Below are 17901 nucleotides of genomic sequence, written 5' to 3' on the forward strand. Positions count from 1 at the left end.
CGCAGTAGCTCAGTGGTAGAGCTATCGGCTGTTAACCGATCGGTCGTAGGTTCGAATCCTACCTGCGGAGCCATTTACATATTAGAATTGATTGACCGAAGGGTCTTTTTATTTTTGCCCAAATGAGAGTTCCTCAATCTCCCTTGTACAATGAAAACACCTCATCCCACTTCCATCTATCATAAAAATTACTAGCAACGTTACAGTTTTTTATCCATTGTTTTTCCTGTATTTTATCTAAATGAGTTAGATATATATGAGCTGTTCTTCTGTCTGTTCGGACCCAAAAAAGATGCTTATTATAATAGTTTGGTGCAAAGTCGCCTTCATTTTTTGCAGGGGTTGTCAATGCTTTTTGCTCCTTAGTATCCAGCTTGATTTTAAAAAGACGCGGCAGAGGCCTGTCCGCCAGTTTCGCCCATTTGGACTCTTTTGAACGGGAAACAAAAATAGTATGTTGATTTGTCCAGCTAAAATCACGATCAGCAAAACCTTTAGGAGTTAAGCTGGTATTGAAGTGTGCAGCAGCCTCCAAAACAGTTAATTGTTTATTGCTGGCGGCTTCCCTGCCGCTTCCTTTAATGAAGCCAATCACACTTTGGGAGGGGGCCCATTGAAACCAGTTTTGATCGTTTAACATCTCATCCACTCTTTTAAACCCACGCCCGTTTTCAGATAGCAGGCAAAGCGTGTTGCTGTCTGCTGAGAGTGAGGCAGTTGGGGTTAAAACAAAGCTAATCCATTTGTGATCAGGGGACCATTTGAATGGACTGGTGCCCGCATAATATTCATTTTTGCTCACAGGAATTGTGTAGAAGTGCTGAGTGTTCGGTTTCCTGTATAAAAATATTTTTAATAAAAGAATATCGGAATGGAGCTCATTGTTTGCTTTTTTAGAGATGAGCAAGCCATTTCCTTTTGGAAGCCAAGAGAAGCTGCCCGCATTTGCAGCCAATTGCTGGACACGGAGGGGCTTGGGCAGTTGAACTGTGACAAGATTCAGCGTATGATTGGCTAGGAAACCAAGCATATTTTTACTAGGGGCCCATTGAAAATTAACCCCAGCATTCGAATGAATTTGAAAGTGTTTGTGCTGTTTTAAATGGTACACCCACAACTCACCATTCCCGTTCCCTGCTTCTTTTCCTCTTTGATAAGCAATCCACTTTCCGTCATAAGACCATTTAGGATACCGAATATAATCCCCTTTTGTGATTTGCGTCTCCGCATTCCCTTTTTTAATCCATAGGTCATTGTTTCGAATAAACGCTGCCTTAAAATCTGTAGTTTTTGTTTCTGCATGGGCAGGAGGATAAATAGGCAACAATACTCCTATGAACAGGATAAAGATCCATTTTTTTAACATGATAGCCACCTCATCATCATTTTTATTTTTAGTTTGTGAAAAAAACATTTTCCTATAAGAAGAGATGAAAGACTTATTTTTTCACACAGTGGTCAAAGTGGAAGCAATTTATGTTAAAGTATGGGGAGTTTAATGATAAGGAGGTTTCACAGATGGATAATAGTCTTGTGATGGTTGCGATCATTCTGGTTATTAATATTGTGTATGTGTCTTTTTTTACCATTAGGATGATTTTGACATTAAAGGGCCAGCGTTACTTAGCCGCCTTTCTTAGTACGATTGAGGTCGTAATTTATGTCCTTGGTCTGGGTCTTGTTTTGAATAACCTAAATGAAATACAAAATCTGATTGCTTATGCTGTTGGGTATGGACTTGGCGTTATTATTGGGATGAAAATTGAGGAAAAACTGGCGCTGGGGTATATTATGGTCAATGTGATTACGGCGGAGTGGGATAAGGATTTGCCCAAATTGCTGCGGGATAATGGTTACGGCGTGACCGATTGGGAAGCGCATGGCCGGGAAGGCAGCCGTATGGCGCTGCAGATACTGACGCCGAGGAAATTTGAGTTAAAGCTCTATGAGACCATTACCAATTTCGATCCTAAAGCATTTATCATATCCTATGAACCAAAGACCATCCATGGAGGGTTCTGGGTGAAATCCATAAAACGAGGAAAATTGTTTGCTAAGAAGTGAGAGAGGCTGTGTTTCAATAGGTAAAAATAAAATGACATTTGAAGTTCAAGAAAATGAAAGCATTGAGGAGTGTCTACATAGAATGAAACAGCAGGGGTATATTCCGATCCGCCGTATGGAAAAACCAATTTTTCAGGAGATTAAAAAGGGCGGAGAGACAATTTATCAGCCAATCGGCCGGCAAATTGTCTTTGAAGGGAAGTTGTCCGAGTAAAACACGAACGTTTTTACAGAACATTAAAATCAACGTTCGACATATTGGTTGACATATGATTGAAAAGGCTGGTAATATAGGTACGTGGATGTGAAATTATCTTACCCTCGTATATCAATGGGAATATGGCCCATAAGTTTCTACCCAATAACCGTAAATTATTGGACTATGAGGGAAAGTCTATATGTTCGGCAACAAGTAAGGGGAAGCCCTTACGTATTGTCAGCCTGTTTTTCAGCATGCCCGGACAAATGGCTTTCTCTTTACTTGAGAGCCATTTGCTCCGGGTTTTTGTTTTTTATAAAAGGGGGAGAAGGATGGAACCTATAGTTGGCGTGATTATGGGGAGCAAATCGGATTGGGAAACCATGAGGCATGCTTGCGAAGTTTTAGACCAGCTCGAAGTTGCCTATGAGAAGAAAGTTGTATCTGCTCATCGTACACCAGACTTAATGTTTACATATGCCGAAGAAGCTAGAGAAAGAGGTATAAAAGTGATTATCGCCGGGGCGGGAGGGGCGGCACACCTGCCTGGGATGGTTGCGGCCAAAACGATTCTGCCGGTGATTGGTGTTCCCGTTCAGTCAAGAGCGTTAAATGGATTAGATTCCTTGTTGTCGATTGCCCAGATGCCTGGCGGCGTCCCAGTGGCGACGGTGGCAATTGGCAAAGCAGGTGCCACGAACGCAGGGCTTTTGGCGGCACAAATTTTAGCAGTGGAAGATGCCGAATTGGCCAAAAGACTGGAAGCAAGACGTGAGGCGATAAAAGTGGAAGTTATAGAAAGTAGTGATGAGCTTGGCAAATAAAACGATTTTACCAGGAGCAACCATCGGGATCATAGGCGGGGGACAGCTGGGGAGAATGATCGCACTGGCAGCCAAGGCGATGGGCTATCGGATCGCGGTTTTAGAGCCGGCTTCCGATTCTCCGTGCGGCCAAGTGGCAGATGTGGAAGTCATCGGCGCTTATGATGATCGTGATGCTATCAGCCGGCTGGCAGATATCAGTGATGTCATTACCTATGAATTTGAAAATATCGATTCGGACACACTCGGATGGATTTGTGACAAGGCTTATGTGCCGCAGGGCAAAGACCTTTTGACCATCACACAGAACCGAATGACGGAAAAAGCGGCGGTCCGGAATGCCGGTGCTGAGGTAGCGCCGTATGAAGAGATTCATAGCTTGGAGGATTTATTTTTAAAAATAAACGCGGTTGGCTATCCGGCTGTTTTAAAGACTGCGCGGGGCGGCTATGATGGAAAAGGCCAGCTCGTTCTTCGTTCTGAACGTGATTTAGCCGAAGCGGAACCGCTGGTGAAATCAGGTCCGTGTGTATTGGAAAAATGGATTCAGTTCGAAAAAGAAATCTCAGTTATTGTGACACGAAAGTCCAACGGGGATACTGCCTATTTTCCAGTGGCAGAAAACATTCATGTGGAAAATATCTTGCATCAAACGATTGTTCCAGCCCGTATTTCTCCCGATTTGCAGATGAGAGCGGTGGAACAGGCGAAAATGATTGCGGATTCGCTTGAATTAGTCGGGACATTGGCCGTTGAGATGTTTGTCACTGAGGATGAGGAAATTTATATCAATGAGCTGGCGCCAAGACCGCATAACTCCGGACATTATACGATCGAAGCCTGCGAGACGTCCCAATTTGAGCAGCATGTCCGCGCCGTTTGCAACTTGACGCTCGGCAGCACGAGGCTATTAAAATCAGTGGTTATGGTCAACCTATTAGGGGAGCATTTGGAACCTCTTTATGAAGAGATGCCGGAGTTGGGTAACTGGAAGATTCATTTATATGGAAAAAAGGAGCCCAAAATTAAGCGAAAGATGGGACATGTGACGATTTTAAGAGATAATGTAGAGGATGCGCTTGCGGAAATCAAGGCAAGCCGCATTTGGAACATTGTGAAAGAAAAGATCGGAGGATAAAACATGATTGATCGTTATACGAGACCGGAAATGGGAGCGATTTGGACGGAGGAGAATCGCTTCAAGGCATGGCTGGAGGTCGAAATTCTTGCTTGTGAAGCATGGGCGGAATTAGGCGAAATTCCAAAGGAAGACGTTAAAAAGCTTCGTGAAAATGCTTCGTTCAATATTGAGCGGATCAAAGAAATTGAAGCGGAGACCAGACATGATGTAGTTGCCTTCACCCGTGCCGTTTCAGAGACCCTCGGAGAAGAGCGCAAATGGGTCCATTATGGATTGACGTCCACAGATGTCGTGGATACTGCCTTATCCTATGTGTTAAAACAGGCTAATGCAATTTTGCTAAAGGACTTGGAAAACTTTGTAGAGATCCTGCGGAACAAAGCGATTGAACATAAATATACCGTTATGATGGGCCGGACCCATGGCGTCCATGCAGAACCGACCACATTCGGGTTAAAGCTGGCGCTTTGGCATGAGGAAATGAAACGGAACCTGGAGCGCTTTAAGCAGGCTGCAAAAGGGATTGAAGTTGGAAAGATTTCCGGTGCTGTCGGAACCTATGCCAATATTGACCCATTTGTGGAGCAGTATGTTTGTGAAAAATTAGGGCTGGAAGCCGCGCCCATTTCGACACAAACCTTGCAGCGCGACCGCCATGCTGCCTATATGTCCACCATTGCTTTGATTGCGACTTCTATCGAGAAGTTTGCGGTCGAGGTCCGCGGATTGCAAAAAAGTGAAACGCGTGAGGTGGAGGAGTTTTTTGCAAAAGGGCAAAAAGGCTCTTCCGCGATGCCGCATAAGCGAAATCCGATTGGTTCCGAAAACATGACGGGAATGGCCCGCGTGATTCGCGGTTACATGCTGACCGCTTATGAAAATGTGCCATTATGGCATGAGCGCGATATTTCGCATTCTTCGGCAGAGCGGATTATCCTGCCAGATGCTACAATTGCATTGAATTACATGCTGAATCGTTTTGGAAGCATTATTAAAAACTTAACGGTGTATCCGGAGAATATGAAGCGTAATATGGACCGCACGCTTGGCTTGATTTATTCCCAGAGGGTGCTGCTTGCATTGATCGATAAGGGATTGTCCCGCGAGGAGGCTTATGATACGGTGCAGCCAAAAGCCATGGAGGCTTGGGAAAGGCAGGTTCCATTCCGCGGGTTGATTGAAGCTGAAACAAAGATTACCTCCTTGTTGTCTGCTGACGAGATTGCCGACTGTTTTGATTACAACTACCATTTAAAACATGTTGATATGATATTTGAGCGGTTGGGGTTGAATTAAAACGGGGATAGATACGTACGTGCTCAACCTTGAAGAAAAAACATGCTAACGGTCACGTAGGAGGGCTCTACGTGACCCAAACCAAAGAAAAAGTGAGTCACCGGTCACGTAGACGGGTTCTACGTGACCTCCATTACAGAAAAAATAAATCCATGGTCACGTAGAAGGTCTGCGTACCAAAAACCAAAATACACATTCAGGCATGTGTACACTAGTCTTTTTACACTTTTCTAGACTGAAGATTCCCAATATTTCTAATTAGGAGTGAATCCCAATGGGTCAACTATTGTATGAAGGAAAAGCCAAACGCATTTACGCTACCGATGAGGATCAAGTGGTATTGGTCCAGTACAAAGATTCCGCCACGGCGTTTAACGGCGAAAAGAAGGCAGAAGTCACCGGTAAGGGCCGTCTCAACAACGAAATTACTAGTTTGCTATTTTCGATGTTAAAAGAAAAAGGAATTAACTCCCACTTTATCAAGCGCGTTTCAGAGACCGAACAGCTGGTCAAAAAGGTCTCGATTATCCCGCTTGAAGTCGTAGTCCGCAACGTAGCTGCCGGCAGCTTTTCAAAACGGTTGGGAATCGAAGAAGGACGGCCGTTGTCACAGCCAATCGTAGAATTTTACCTGAAGGACGACGCCCTCGGTGACCCGCTCGTAACTGTTGACCACATCTTGGAACTGAAAGCAGCCACTACCGAAGAGATTGCTATGTTAAAAGAAAAGGCATTAGAAGTAGATGCAATTTTATCGAGCTTTTTTGCAGAACTGGGCATTAACTTAATTGATTATAAACTCGAGTTTGGCAAGGACGAACAGGGACAAATTTTACTAGCCGATGAAATTTCCCCCGATACCTGCCGCCTATGGGACAAGGAAACCAATGAAAAGCTGGATAAAGATGTATTTCGCCGCAATTTAGGAAGCTTAACAGATGCCTATGAAACGATTTTAAAAAGACTTGGAGGGCCACAGCATGTATAAAGTGAAGGTATTTGTCACATTAAGAGAAAGTGTTCTAGATCCGCAGGGGAAGGCTGTAACACAATCTCTCAACTCATTAAACTATCAAGAAGTAACCGACGTCCGCATCGGCAAATATATGGAACTAACCATTGAAAAATCAGCGCGTGACATTGATGAAGTCATCAACGAGATTTGTACGAAACTTTTAGCGAACCCGGTTATCGAAGATTACCGCTACGAGGTAGAGGAGTGTGTCGTCCAGTGAAATTTGCGGTCATCGTTTTTCCTGGATCCAATTGTGATGTCGACATGTACCATGCTATCCAAGATGAACTCGGAGAAGAGGTTGAGTACGTCTGGCACGATACCGAAAGCTTAGAAGGATTCGATGGAATCCTCCTGCCGGGCGGTTTCTCCTATGGAGATTACTTGCGCACCGGCGCGATTGCCCACTTCAGCAAGGTCATGAAGGAAGTCGTCAAAGCAGCCGAAGCTGGCAAGCCGGTACTTGGCGTATGCAACGGTTTCCAAATTTTGCTAGAAGCCGGCCTGCTGCCCGGAGCCATGAGACGCAACGAAAGCCTTTCATTTATCTGCAAGCCAGTCGAGCTAAAAATCGAAAACAACCAAACAATGTTTACAGCTGAATACAAACAAAGCGAAACAATCACCATCCCAGTTGCTCATGGGGAAGGCAATTACTATTGTGATGAAGAAACGCTCGAAAAGCTAAAAGCGGGCAGCCAAATCGTGTTTACTTATCAGCAAAATCCGAACGGAAGCCTTGCGGATATTGCTGGCATTACCAATGAAAAAGGGAACGTCCTTGGAATGATGCCGCACCCTGAGCGGGCAGTGGATGAACTGTTAGGCAGCGCCGACGGGCTGAAACTGTTTCAATCAATCGTAAAAACTTGGAGGGAAGCACATGTTGTCAACGCTTGAACCAAATGCGGAACAAATTAAACACGAGAAAATTTATCAGCAAATGGGTTTGTCCGATGAAGAGTTTGCGATGGTTGAAAAAATTCTCGGCCGGACACCGAATTATACCGAAACCGGTCTTTTTTCGGTGATGTGGTCAGAGCACTGCAGCTATAAAACTTCCAAACCAGTCTTGAAAAGATTCCCAACCACAGGTGAAAGAGTGCTTCAAGGTCCAGGAGAAGGAGCAGGAATTGTGGATATCGGCGACGGCCAGGCCGTCGTGTTTAAAATCGAAAGCCATAACCACCCATCCGCCATTGAACCATACCAAGGCGCTGCAACAGGTGTCGGCGGAATCATCCGTGATGTCTTCTCCATGGGCGCGCGTCCCATTGCCATGTTAAATTCGCTTCGCTTTGGCGAGCTGGATCAAGCAAGAACCCGCTATTTATTTAAGGAGGTCGTGGCAGGGATTGCCGGTTATGGCAACTGCATCGGCATTCCAACGGTTGGCGGCGAGGTACAGTTTGACCCGTCCTATGAAGGCAATCCGCTTGTCAATGCAATGTGCGTTGGTCTGATTGACCATAAAGATATTAAAAAAGGCCAAGCGCATGGCCTTGGCAATACCGTCATGTATGTCGGCGCAAAAACCGGTCGTGACGGAATTCACGGGGCAACCTTTGCTTCCGAGGAATTAACCGAGGCTTCTGACGAAAAACGGCCGGCCGTGCAAGTCGGAGATCCATTCATGGAAAAACTTCTATTGGAGGCCTGCCTTGAGCTCATTCAATCGGATGCCCTTGTCGGGATTCAGGATATGGGTGCCGCAGGTCTTGCCAGCTCCTCTTCGGAAATGGCGAGCAAAGCCGGCATGGGTATCGAGATGAACCTGGATCTTGTTCCGCAGCGGGAAACCGGCATGACGGCCTATGAAATGATGCTGTCCGAATCACAGGAACGGATGCTGATTGTCGTGAAAAAGGGCAGAGAGCAGGAAATCAAGGATCTGTTTGCCAAATACGACTTAGAAGCCGTCGAGATTGGCAAGGTAACCGACGATAAACAGTTCCGCTTGTTCCATAAAGGTGAAGTCGTTGCCGACATTCCAGTAGATGCTTTAGCGGAAGATGCACCGGTCTATCATAAGCCATCAAAGGAGCCAGCCTATTTCGCAGAATTTCAGGCAATGGAGAATGATGCGCCACAGGTGGACGACTTGAAAGAGACGCTGCTGCAGCTGTTAAGCCAGCCAACAATTGCCAGCAAGGAATGGGTTTACGAGCAATACGATTATATGGTGCGCACGAATACTGTTGTGGCGCCGGGATCGGACGCCGCAGTAACCCGTATCAGGGGTACACGCAAGGCCTTAGCCATGACGACAGACTGTAACTCCCGCTATGTATACCTCGACCCGGAAACAGGTGGAAAAATTGCGGTTGCAGAGGCAGCCCGCAATATTATCTGTTCTGGAGCCGAGCCGTTAGCGATTACGGATAACTTGAACTTCGGTAATCCGGAAAAGCCGGAAGTATTCTGGCAGATTGAAAAAGCGGCAGATGGAATTAGTGAAGCGTGCCGGGTGCTGGAAACGCCGGTTATCGGCGGGAATGTTTCGCTTTATAACGAAACAAGCGGCACAGCGATTTACCCAACACCGGTGATTGGCATGGTTGGTTTAGTGACAGACCTAAACCATATTACGACCCAGCATTTCAAAAACAGCGGTGATTTGATTTATCTTATCGGGGAAACAAAGAGTGAGTTCGGCGGCAGCGAGCTGCAAAAGCTGACGTACGGCAGGATATTTGGCAAAGCGCCCGAACTGGACATGGATCTAGAAAAAGAAAGACAGGAACAAATTCTCGCTGCGATCCGCACAGGAATTGTTCAATCCGCCCATGACCTGTCAGAGGGCGGTTTAGGAGTCGCTTTGGCAGAATGCTTATTTGGCAGTGAAACACTTGGGGCGGAAATCAGTATTACAGGAAATTCTGTTTCAGCGTTATTTAGTGAAACGCAATCCCGTTTTCTATTAACGGTGAAAAAGGAGCATCAAGCAGAGTTTGAACGGCTGGCAGCAGCCAAGCTGATTGGTGAAGTCAATCATTCCGGTGTTTTAACCGTAACAGATGAGAGTCAAACGGTCATTGCAGCGCCGGTTGGAGAACTTAAGGCTGCTTGGAGAGGAGCGATCCCATGCTTGCTGAAATCAAGGGATTAAATGAAGAGTGTGGCATTTTCGGCGTTTGGGGGCATCAGGATGCTGCTCAGCTGACCTATTATGGGCTTCATAGCTTACAGCATCGCGGCCAGGAAGGTGCTGGCATCGTCGTCTCCGATGGGAAAGCCCTCAAAGGCATAAAGGGTGAAGGGCTGGTAACAGAGATTTTTACGGAGGATACCATCCGTGAATTAATCGGCAATGCCGCCATCGGGCATGTCCGCTATGCGACAGCGGGCGGCGGAGGCTATGAAAATGTCCAGCCCCTCCTGTTCCATTCACAAACTGGCAGTCTGGCCCTTGCCCATAACGGGAATCTGGTCAATGCCAATTCATTAAAACACCAGCTTGAAGCCCAGGGGAGCATTTTTCAAACGAGCTCCGACTCCGAGGTGCTGGCCCACTTAATCAGAAGAAGCGGTTTCCCGAGGATGCGGGATCAGGTGAAAAATGCCCTCTCCATGCTAAAAGGAGCTTATGCCTATTTAATCATGACCGAAACGGAACTGATGGTGGCACTCGACCCGCATGGGCTGCGGCCATTGTCACTTGGATGCTTGGGGGATGCCTATGTGGTTGCCTCCGAAACCTGTGCCTTTGATGTGGTTGGCGCTGAATACATCCGAGACATTGAGCCCGGCGAAATATTGATTATCAATGACGATGGCCTGATATCTGAGCGGTTTGCCCATAGCTCGACCAAAGCCATCTGCATGATGGAATATGTTTATTTTTCAAGGCCGGACAGTAATATTCACGGAGTCAATGTTCATACTGCCCGGAAAAACATGGGAAAACGCCTGGCGATTGAAGCGCCATTTGAAGCAGATGTCGTGACAGGGGTACCTGATTCGAGCATCTCAGCTGCCATCGGCTATGCGGAAGCCTCTGGCATCCCATATGAAATGGGCTTAATTAAAAACAAATATGTCGGCAGGACGTTTATCCAGCCGTCACAATCGTTACGGGAGCAGGGTGTCAAAATGAAGCTGTCTGCTGTCCGCGGTGTGGTGGAAGGAAAACGGGTGGTTATGGTCGATGATTCGATTGTGCGCGGAACCACGAGCCGCAGAATCGTCAACATGCTGAAAGAGGCTGGTGCAACGGAGGTTCATGTGGTGATCAGTTCGCCGCCGATAAAAAATCCTTGTTTTTATGGAATCGATACTTCATCGAAGGAAGAGCTTATTGCATCTGATAAATCGGTAGAGGAAATCCGCCAAATCATCGGGGCGGATACATTAACCTTTATCAGTTTAGATGGAATGGTCAAGGCCCTCAGCCAAACGGAAGGTCTGAACGGCTTTTGTCTTGGCTGCTTTACAGGAAACTATCCAACCGAAATTTATCCGGACACACTACAATACTATTATCAAAGGGGATGACGATCATGGCGAATGCCTATAAAGAAGCAGGTGTCAATATCGCGGCGGGCTATGAAGCAGTCGCCCGAATGAAAAAGCATGTCCAAAGAACGGCCAGATCAGGAGTTGTCGGCAGCCTTGGCGGTTTTGGAGGCATGTTTGACTTATCATCGCTTAACTTGAAAGAACCTGTTTTAGTGTCAGGCACTGACGGGGTCGGCACAAAACTGATGATTGCGTTTATGCTGGATCAGCATGAAACCATTGGCATCGACGCGGTTGCCATGTGCGTGAACGATATCGTCGTTCAAGGAGCGGAGCCGCTTTACTTTTTAGATTATATTGCCTGTGGCAAGGCGCTTCCTGGAAAAATTGAAGCGATTGTCAAAGGGGTCGCCGATGGCTGCGAACAGGCAGGCTGCGCCTTAATTGGCGGCGAAACAGCGGAAATGCCCGGGCTTTACCGTGAAAAGGAATATGACTTAGCTGGGTTTGCTGTCGGTGCGTGTGAAAAATCCCAATTAGTCAATGGGGAAACGATCAAGCCGGGTGATGTACTGATTGGCCTGGCCTCCAGCGGGATTCACAGTAACGGATATTCCTTGGTTCGCAAGGTCTTTAATAATTGGTCATTAATCGAGTATGTGAACGAACTCCATTGCACCTTAGGCGAGGAGCTTTTAAAACCAACGAAAATCTACGTTAAGCCGATTTTATCCGCAATGGAAAAATTCAATCTCAAAGGGATGGCCCATATAACTGGCGGCGGTTTTATTGAGAATATTCCAAGAATGCTTCCGGCAGGCCTCGGGGCGGAACTGGATGAAAAGAGCTGGGAGATCCCGAATATCTTTAAACTCATCTCAGAGGTTGGCCAAATCGAATACCAAGAGATGTATAATATTTTTAATATGGGAATTGGAATGGTCATTGCTGCAGACCCAGAAGATGCCGCACCATTACTTGAACATTTCCGTGAAGCCGGTGAAACAGCTTATGAAATCGGTGCCGTGACCGAACAGGAAGGAATTCACATACAAGGGTTCCGTGGCCGCCGATGAATAACATAGCGGTATTTGCCTCTGGAAACGGAAGCAATTTTCAGGCGATGATCGATCGGGTTCAAGCAGGCAACCTTGCGGCCAATATTGCCTTGTTAGTCTGTGACCGTCCAGGTGCCTATTGTGTCGAGAGGGCAAAAGCCGCGGGTGTCCCTGACTTTGCTTTTAACGCTAAGGACTACCCAAGCAAAGCTGCCTTCGAACAAGAGATTTGCCAGCAATTGTTGAAGGAGCAGGTGGATTGGATCGTCCTTGCCGGCTATATGCGGTTGATTGGTCCAGCCCTCTTGCAGGAGTTTGCGGGCCGGATTATCAATATCCATCCATCCCTGCTGCCGCAATTCCCCGGAAAAGATGCAATTGGGCAGGCATTGGCTGCCAAAGTGAAGTGGACAGGGGTGACCATCCATTTTGTTGATGAGGGGATGGATACGGGCCCGATCATTGTGCAGGAGCGGGTTCGCATTGAGGAAGGCGAAACTAGAGAGAGTTTGCAGCGAAAAATCCAAGCGATTGAACATAGACTATACCCAGAAATTCTGCAAATGCTGCTAACAAGAGGAGAGGTTAAACATGACAAAAAAACGAGCACTTATTAGCGTTTCTGACAAAAATGGCGTAGGAGAATTTGCCAAACAGCTAGCGGATCTTGGCTTTGAAATCATTTCTACCGGGGGTACGAAAAAGATGCTGCAGGAGCAAGGCATCCCGGTCATTGGTGTCAGTGATGTAACAGGCTTTCCAGAAATATTGGACGGACGGGTGAAAACACTGAATCCATTTATTCATGGCGGCCTGCTGGCGAAACATGCCGATGAAAGCCACAAGCAGCAGCTTGAAGAGCATGGCATTGAACCGATTCAGGTTGTTTGCGTAAACCTTTATCCGTTCCAGCAGACAATTGAAAAACCAGATGTGACTGTTGCAGAGGCAATTGAAAATATTGATATCGGCGGTCCTTCCATGCTCAGATCATCTGCGAAAAACCATCAATATGTAACGGTAGTGGTGGATCCGGCCGATTACAGCACCGTGATTGAGGAAATCAAAACAAACGGGAAAACCTCCCTTGAAACAAGAACCAAGCTTGCGGCGAAAGTATTCCGCCATACCGCAGCCTATGATGCGTTAATTGCTGAATATATGACCAATTTGGTCCAAGAGGAAACACCAGAGAAATTGACGGTCACGTATGAACTAAAGCAGCCGCTGCGCTATGGCGAGAACCCGCACCAACAAGCGGCATTTTATAAAAAACCGCTTGGATCGGAGTTTTCCATTGCCTATGCCACACAGCTCCATGGAAAAGAGCTCTCCTATAATAACATTAATGATGCAGATGCCGCCCTGCAAATTGTCAAAGAGTTTGACGAGCCGGCAGCAGTGGCTGTGAAGCACATGAATCCATGCGGCGTTGGAACTGGCAATAACGTATTTGAAGCATTTGAAAAGGCTTTTGCGGCCGATCCGGTTTCCATTTTTGGAGGAATCATCGCATTCAACCGGGAAGTCGATGCCCAAACAGCCGCTAAACTTCATGAGATCTTCTTGGAAATAGTTATTGCACCATCCTTCTCAGAGGAGGCAGTAACCATTTTAACTGGCAAAAAGAATATCCGGCTGTTAACTATTCCATTTGAACATGGCAGGAAATCGGAATTGAAGCTCACAACTGTTGAAGGTGGTTTGCTTGTTCAAGAACGCGACAGTTATTCACTCGATGATGCGGTGATTACGATTCCAACCAAAAGGCAGCCGACTCCGGAAGAATGGGAAGCATTGAAACTGGGATGGAAGGTAGTCAAGCATGTGAAGTCCAATGCCATCGTGGTCTCTTCTAATGAAATGACTCTTGGCGTTGGGGCCGGTCAAATGAACCGTGTCGGTTCTGCTGAAATCGCCCTGAAGCAGGCAGGAGCAAAAGCCGAAGGAGCAGCCCTTGCCTCGGACGCATTTTTCCCAATGGATGATACCGTAGAAGCCGCTGCAAAAGCGGGCATTACCGCAATTATTCAGCCTGGTGGATCCAAAAAAGACCAAGACTCGATTGATATGGCAGATAAATACGGAATGGCTATGATATTTACAGGAGTCAGACATTTTAAACACTAATCGGGGGTGGGTTTAAGTGAAGGTATTAGTAATTGGCCGAGGCGGAAGAGAACACGCTATTTGCCAGAAGGTCAGCCAAAGCGGGCTGGTGGAAAAAGTATTCGCCGCACCAGGCAATGCAGGCATGGCGGATGTGGCGGAGCTGGTTTCGATTGAGGAGGCGTCACAGCAGCAGCTAATCGATTTCGCCAAGCAAGAGGGAATCGGATTAACAATCATCGGGCCTGAAGTGCCGCTGTTGGCAGGCTTGGCAGACCAGTTTGAAAAAGCTGGACTGGCTGTCTTTGGTCCGCGGCAGGCAGCTGCGGAAATTGAAGGCAGTAAGGCGTTTGCCAAAGAACTGATGGAAAAATATCAAATTCCAACGGCTGATTATGCAGTATTTACCTCATTTGAGGAAGCCAGCCGCTATGTGAAAGAAAAAGGCGCTCCGATTGTGATTAAAGCGGATGGGTTGGCTGCCGGTAAAGGGGTAACGGTAGCTTTCACAGTGGAAGAAGCCTTGGTAAGTCTCGAAAGTATGTTAGTCAGCAAACAGTTTGGCGAAGCCTCTTCACAGGTTGTCATCGAGGAATTTTTAGCTGGTGAGGAATTTTCGCTTATGGCGTTTGTGAATGGTGAAGTGGTCGTGCCGCTGGAAATCGCCCAAGACCATAAGCGGGCATTTGATGGGGACCAGGGTCCGAATACGGGAGGAATGGGCGCTTATTCACCTGTCCCGCATATTGGCTCTGAAACGGTTCAAACCGCTGTTGAAACGATCTTAATTCCGGCAGCGAAAGCGATGGTCCAAGAAAACCGCAGCTTTTGCGGCATTTTGTATGCCGGGTTAATTAAAACAGCTGCAGGTCCGAAGGTAATTGAATTTAATGCCCGGTTTGGCGACCCAGAAACACAGGTGATTCTGCCGCGATTAAATTCGGATTTGGTTCAAGTCATCTTGGATTTGTTAGCGGGCAAAACCCCTGAGCTGGAGTGGGACGAGAGGTCCATGCTTGGGGTGGTTGCAGCGTCTAAAGGGTACCCTGGTGATTATCAAAAAGGGGCAGTACTGCGCGGGCTTGGCAGTATCGACGATTCGGTTTATGTGTTCCACGCAGGAACGCGTAAGGAGGAATCCGAATTTGTGACAGATGGCGGAAGAGTTCTTCTTGTTGGTGCAAAAGCAGGAAGCCTGCAGGAAGCCCAGGATCAAGTTTATGGGCAATTAGGAAAATTGGACTGCGATGGAATTTTTTACCGAAGGGATATTGGATCAAAGGCTATCCAGCCCGTCCTTTAGACCGTCGGATATAGGCAAACAATAGGGCAACAATGCTGCCAATCAGAATAATGATGACAAACGAAGTATGGGAAACCCATTCCCAAATCATAGTAATCAACTTCCTTTCAAGGGCTGCTCCAATAGGGACAGCCCTTTTCCTGATATAGTAATTCTCAAAAATCAAGACAGAGGAATTTAACCCTTCGCTATCCCTTCCATGCTGTCATGTGAGGCAGTTGCCCCATCGTTGGAAGGACTGTTGGATTCTTTCTCATTTCCGGATGAACCGCTGTTCATATTGCTCTGATAATTTTCATATAATGCTGTAACTGGGCAATAGCGGACGATGCCCTCTGCCACTTTCATCGCGGCGCAAAGTGCCACAAACAAGTAAGAATCGCGCCATGGTTTTTTGACCAGCTTGGCCGTGGTCCAGGAAAGCAGGGTAAGGCCAAGCGTGATGCGGATTAACGCATTTAAAATGCCGATATTTTGTTTTACTTTCATTTTGTTCACTCCTTCACAATTTTTTACCGATATTTTGAAATTCTTTACTGCGTTAAACAATAAAATATGTTAGTATTGTAAATATAGAAAATTTGTAAGGGCTTTCTTTATGATAAAATCAACTTTTTACGATATATAACTGTTTTAAGGGAGGGCTTCGTGTGCTAGAACAACGCTACCGATGGAAAAATAAGCAATTACGCACTCACGTATCCGTACTGGATGGGAACACGGCTCCCACCATACTATTGAAAAATGCCCGATATTTAAATCAAACCTTCCGAAAATGGATGAGGGCTAATATATGGATTTATCAAGACCGTATTGTTTACGTGGGTGACAATCTGCCAGCTAAGCTGGGCAATTGTGAAGTTATTGATTGTACGGATCAAATCTTAGTTCCGGGCTATATTGAACCGCATGCTCATCCGTTTCAACTATATAATCCCCAAACACTTGCTGAATATGCGTCCCAATTTGGGACGACGACGCTGATCAACGATAACATGGCGTTGGTTTTACATTTGCAAAAAGAGGAAGCGTTTTCTTTGACAAGTAAGTTCGGGACGATGCCGACCACGATGTTCTGGTGGTGCCGATTTGATTCTCAAACAGAAATTCTGGATGAAGTCGAGGTTTTTTCCCATAGTAATATCAAGTCTTGGCTGGATTATGATGCAGTCCTTCAAGGCGGTGAACTGACCGGTTGGCCGAAGCTGCTCGATGGTGATGATTTGATGCTTCATTGGATTCAGGAAGCCAAAAGGAGACGGAAACAAATTGAAGGCCATTTTCCGGGAGCGTCCGAAAAAACCTTGGCAAAAATGATGCTGCTTGGAGCTGATTGCGATCATGAAGCCATCAACGGGGAAGAGGTTTATAACCGGCTAATGCAGGGCTATACCGTGTCATTACGGCATTCCTCGATCCGCCCAGATCTGCCGGAGCTTTTAGATGACATGAAACGGCTGGGAATCGACGCCTATGACAGAATGGTAGTGAATACGGACGGATCAACGCCATTGTTTTACCAGCAAGGTGTGACAGACCAGCTGATTCGGATCATGATGGAAAAAGGAGTCCCGGTTATGGACGCCTACAATATGGCAACGGTTAACATTGCCCGGTATTATAATATTGATCATCTCTATGGCAATATTGCCACCGGCCGGGTGGCGAATATTAACTTTTTAGCCAGTATGGAGAATCCAACGCCTGTTTCTGTTTTGGCAAAAGGGAAATGGGTAAAGCGTGATGGAGAGAAGGTGGCTGGAGTTTATCCTAAGTTTAAATGGGAGCAATATGGACTGAAGCCACTGAACTTGGATTGGGAATTATCCATGGACGATTTGCAATACTCGATGCCTTTTGGAATCGAAATGGTCAATGCAGTCATTACCAAACCGTACTCCATTTCCATTGATGTTTCCAGTGACGAGCTCTCTTTGACACATGATGAGAGTTTCTTTACCCTGATTGACCGTCATGGGAAGTGGCGGATTAATACGATGCTGAAGGGCTTTACGAATAAGCTGTCGGCTTTGGCCAGTTCGTTTTCAAATACAGGAGATATTATTCTCATTGGAAAAAGCAAACCTGATATGCTTACTGCTTTTAACAGAATGAAAGAATTAGGCGGCGGCATTGTGATGGTTGAAAATGGAAAAGTGGTATTTGAACTTCCTTTGCCATTAAGCGGAGTGATGTCAGACCTCCTGATGGAAGAATTGGCAGAGCAAGAAAAAATACTGACTGACGAATTAGCGGCAAGAGGATATTCATTTTTAAATCCGTTTTATAGTCTGTTGTTCTTTTCCGCTACGCATTTGCCGTACATCCGGATTACCCAGCAAGGAATGTACGATGTCATGAATAAAACAGTACTCTTTCCGTCAATAATGCGTTAAACTGTAATTAACTAATGGTTTAACGCATCAAAGTGAAA

Annotated in this window: 18 protein-coding genes and 1 riboswitch; of the genes, 15 read left to right on the top strand and 3 right to left on the bottom strand. The window is 46.3% G+C overall.

Going from position 1 to position 17901, the window contains the following annotated elements; all coding sequences use genetic code 11:
* Window positions 1-133: 133 nt before the first annotated feature.
* On the bottom strand, window positions 134-1366 hold the full coding sequence (locus NFS43_RS19570) for a hypothetical protein (protein WP_251554477.1): 1233 nt from the start codon (window positions 1364-1366) through the stop codon (window positions 134-136).
* 152 nt (window positions 1367-1518) lie between these two features.
* On the opposite strand from NFS43_RS19570, the gene NFS43_RS19575 reads away from it, so the two are divergent.
* From NFS43_RS19575 to purD, 14 genes are all read left to right on the top strand, one after another.
* Window positions 1519-2064, top strand: a complete 546-nt coding sequence (locus tag NFS43_RS19575; RefSeq protein ID WP_251554479.1) for a DUF2179 domain-containing protein — start codon at window positions 1519-1521, stop codon at window positions 2062-2064.
* A gap of 31 nt (window positions 2065-2095) precedes the next feature.
* Window positions 2096-2278: an NETI motif-containing protein gene (locus tag NFS43_RS19580; protein ID WP_251554480.1), complete on the top strand. Its 183-nt coding sequence runs from the start codon at window positions 2096-2098 to the stop codon at window positions 2276-2278.
* Between the two features lie 87 nt (window positions 2279-2365).
* Window positions 2366-2467, top strand: a riboswitch (purine riboswitch).
* A 128-nt stretch (window positions 2468-2595) separates the two neighbouring features.
* Window positions 2596-3087: a 5-(carboxyamino)imidazole ribonucleotide mutase gene (gene purE / locus NFS43_RS19585; protein ID WP_251554481.1), complete on the top strand. Its 492-nt coding sequence runs from the start codon at window positions 2596-2598 to the stop codon at window positions 3085-3087.
* A complete protein-coding gene (purK, locus tag NFS43_RS19590; protein ID WP_251554482.1) occupies window positions 3071-4225 on the top strand; it encodes a 5-(carboxyamino)imidazole ribonucleotide synthase in 1155 nt (384 codons plus the stop codon). The genes purE and purK overlap by 17 nt, the downstream gene beginning before the upstream one ends.
* Window positions 4226-4228: 3 nt before the next feature.
* Complete coding sequence (gene purB, locus NFS43_RS19595; RefSeq protein ID WP_251554483.1) at window positions 4229-5524, top strand: adenylosuccinate lyase; 1296 nt, start codon at window positions 4229-4231, stop codon at window positions 5522-5524.
* A gap of 274 nt (window positions 5525-5798) precedes the next feature.
* On the top strand, window positions 5799-6512 hold the full coding sequence (gene purC / locus NFS43_RS19600) for a phosphoribosylaminoimidazolesuccinocarboxamide synthase (protein ID WP_277613979.1): 714 nt from the start codon (window positions 5799-5801) through the stop codon (window positions 6510-6512).
* Complete coding sequence (gene purS / locus NFS43_RS19605) at window positions 6505-6759, top strand: phosphoribosylformylglycinamidine synthase subunit PurS (RefSeq protein WP_251554484.1); 255 nt, start codon at window positions 6505-6507, stop codon at window positions 6757-6759. The genes purC and purS overlap by 8 nt, the downstream gene beginning before the upstream one ends.
* Window positions 6756-7439 (top strand): phosphoribosylformylglycinamidine synthase subunit PurQ, encoded by a 684-nt coding sequence (gene purQ, locus NFS43_RS19610; RefSeq protein WP_251554485.1) that lies wholly within the window; start codon window positions 6756-6758, stop codon window positions 7437-7439. The genes purS and purQ overlap by 4 nt, the downstream gene beginning before the upstream one ends.
* A complete protein-coding gene (purL, locus tag NFS43_RS19615) occupies window positions 7423-9648 on the top strand; it encodes a phosphoribosylformylglycinamidine synthase subunit PurL (RefSeq protein WP_251554486.1) in 2226 nt (741 codons plus the stop codon). The genes purQ and purL overlap by 17 nt, the downstream gene beginning before the upstream one ends.
* Window positions 9624-11033 carry an amidophosphoribosyltransferase gene (gene purF / locus NFS43_RS19620; protein ID WP_251554487.1) on the top strand — a complete coding sequence of 470 codons (1410 nt, stop codon included), beginning with the start codon at window positions 9624-9626 and terminating at the stop codon, window positions 11031-11033. Before purL ends, purF begins: the two co-directional genes overlap by 25 nt.
* 5 nt (window positions 11034-11038) lie before the next feature.
* A complete protein-coding gene (purM, locus tag NFS43_RS19625) occupies window positions 11039-12073 on the top strand; it encodes a phosphoribosylformylglycinamidine cyclo-ligase (protein ID WP_251554488.1) in 1035 nt (344 codons plus the stop codon).
* Window positions 12070-12672, top strand: coding sequence for a phosphoribosylglycinamide formyltransferase (purN, locus tag NFS43_RS19630; protein ID WP_251554489.1), 603 nt, complete (start codon window positions 12070-12072; stop codon window positions 12670-12672). The genes purM and purN overlap by 4 nt, the downstream gene beginning before the upstream one ends.
* The gene (gene purH, locus NFS43_RS19635) at window positions 12647-14185 is read left to right on the top strand and encodes a bifunctional phosphoribosylaminoimidazolecarboxamide formyltransferase/IMP cyclohydrolase (protein ID WP_251554490.1); all 1539 of its coding nucleotides are present in this window, start codon (window positions 12647-12649) and stop codon (window positions 14183-14185) included. The genes purN and purH overlap by 26 nt, the downstream gene beginning before the upstream one ends.
* Window positions 14186-14201: 16 nt before the next feature.
* Window positions 14202-15467 carry a phosphoribosylamine--glycine ligase gene (purD, locus tag NFS43_RS19640; RefSeq protein ID WP_251554491.1) on the top strand — a complete coding sequence of 422 codons (1266 nt, stop codon included), beginning with the start codon at window positions 14202-14204 and terminating at the stop codon, window positions 15465-15467.
* Here purD and NFS43_RS24560 read toward each other — a convergent pair.
* Together NFS43_RS24560 and NFS43_RS19645 are read right to left on the bottom strand one after the other, a co-directional pair.
* Window positions 15448-15558: an EYxxD motif small membrane protein gene (locus NFS43_RS24560; RefSeq protein ID WP_338150622.1), complete on the bottom strand. Its 111-nt coding sequence runs from the start codon at window positions 15556-15558 to the stop codon at window positions 15448-15450. The two genes, purD and NFS43_RS24560, sit on opposite strands and share 20 nt — an antisense overlap.
* 86 nt (window positions 15559-15644) lie before the next feature.
* On the bottom strand, window positions 15645-15956 hold the full coding sequence (locus tag NFS43_RS19645) for a YgaP family membrane protein (protein WP_251554492.1): 312 nt from the start codon (window positions 15954-15956) through the stop codon (window positions 15645-15647).
* A gap of 161 nt (window positions 15957-16117) precedes the next feature.
* Here NFS43_RS19645 and NFS43_RS19650 point away from each other — a divergent pair, with 161 nt between their 5' ends.
* Window positions 16118-17863 (top strand): adenine deaminase C-terminal domain-containing protein, encoded by a 1746-nt coding sequence (locus NFS43_RS19650; RefSeq protein WP_251554493.1) that lies wholly within the window; start codon window positions 16118-16120, stop codon window positions 17861-17863.
* Window positions 17864-17901: the final 38 nt, after the last annotated feature.

The organism is Neobacillus muris, from assembly GCF_943193175.1.
In the GTDB taxonomy this organism is placed as follows: domain Bacteria; phylum Bacillota; class Bacilli; order Bacillales; family Cytobacillaceae; genus Neobacillus; species Neobacillus muris.

What these genes read in the sequence shown, in the direction of transcription:
- NFS43_RS19570 (WP_251554477.1), bottom strand. Translation starts at nt 1,366, where the DNA reads ATGTTAAAAAAATGGATCTTTATCCTGTTCATAGGAGTATTGTTGCCT.
- NFS43_RS19575 (WP_251554479.1), top strand. Translation starts at nt 1,519, where the DNA reads ATGGATAATAGTCTTGTGATGGTTGCGATCATTCTGGTTATTAATATT.
- NFS43_RS19580 (WP_251554480.1), top strand. Translation starts at nt 2,096, where the DNA reads ATGACATTTGAAGTTCAAGAAAATGAAAGCATTGAGGAGTGTCTACAT.
- purE (WP_251554481.1), top strand. Translation starts at nt 2,596, where the DNA reads ATGGAACCTATAGTTGGCGTGATTATGGGGAGCAAATCGGATTGGGAA.
- purK (WP_251554482.1), top strand. Translation starts at nt 3,071, where the DNA reads ATGAGCTTGGCAAATAAAACGATTTTACCAGGAGCAACCATCGGGATC.
- purB (WP_251554483.1), top strand. Translation starts at nt 4,229, where the DNA reads ATGATTGATCGTTATACGAGACCGGAAATGGGAGCGATTTGGACGGAG.
- purC (WP_277613979.1), top strand. Translation starts at nt 5,799, where the DNA reads ATGGGTCAACTATTGTATGAAGGAAAAGCCAAACGCATTTACGCTACC.
- purS (WP_251554484.1), top strand. Translation starts at nt 6,505, where the DNA reads ATGTATAAAGTGAAGGTATTTGTCACATTAAGAGAAAGTGTTCTAGAT.
- purL (WP_251554486.1), top strand. Translation starts at nt 7,423, where the DNA reads ATGTTGTCAACGCTTGAACCAAATGCGGAACAAATTAAACACGAGAAA.
- purF (WP_251554487.1), top strand. Translation starts at nt 9,624, where the DNA reads ATGCTTGCTGAAATCAAGGGATTAAATGAAGAGTGTGGCATTTTCGGC.
- purM (WP_251554488.1), top strand. Translation starts at nt 11,039, where the DNA reads ATGGCGAATGCCTATAAAGAAGCAGGTGTCAATATCGCGGCGGGCTAT.
- purN (WP_251554489.1), top strand. Translation starts at nt 12,070, where the DNA reads ATGAATAACATAGCGGTATTTGCCTCTGGAAACGGAAGCAATTTTCAG.
- purH (WP_251554490.1), top strand. Translation starts at nt 12,647, where the DNA reads ATGACAAAAAAACGAGCACTTATTAGCGTTTCTGACAAAAATGGCGTA.
- NFS43_RS24560 (WP_338150622.1), bottom strand. Translation starts at nt 15,558, where the DNA reads ATGATTTGGGAATGGGTTTCCCATACTTCGTTTGTCATCATTATTCTG.
- NFS43_RS19645 (WP_251554492.1), bottom strand. Translation starts at nt 15,956, where the DNA reads ATGAAAGTAAAACAAAATATCGGCATTTTAAATGCGTTAATCCGCATC.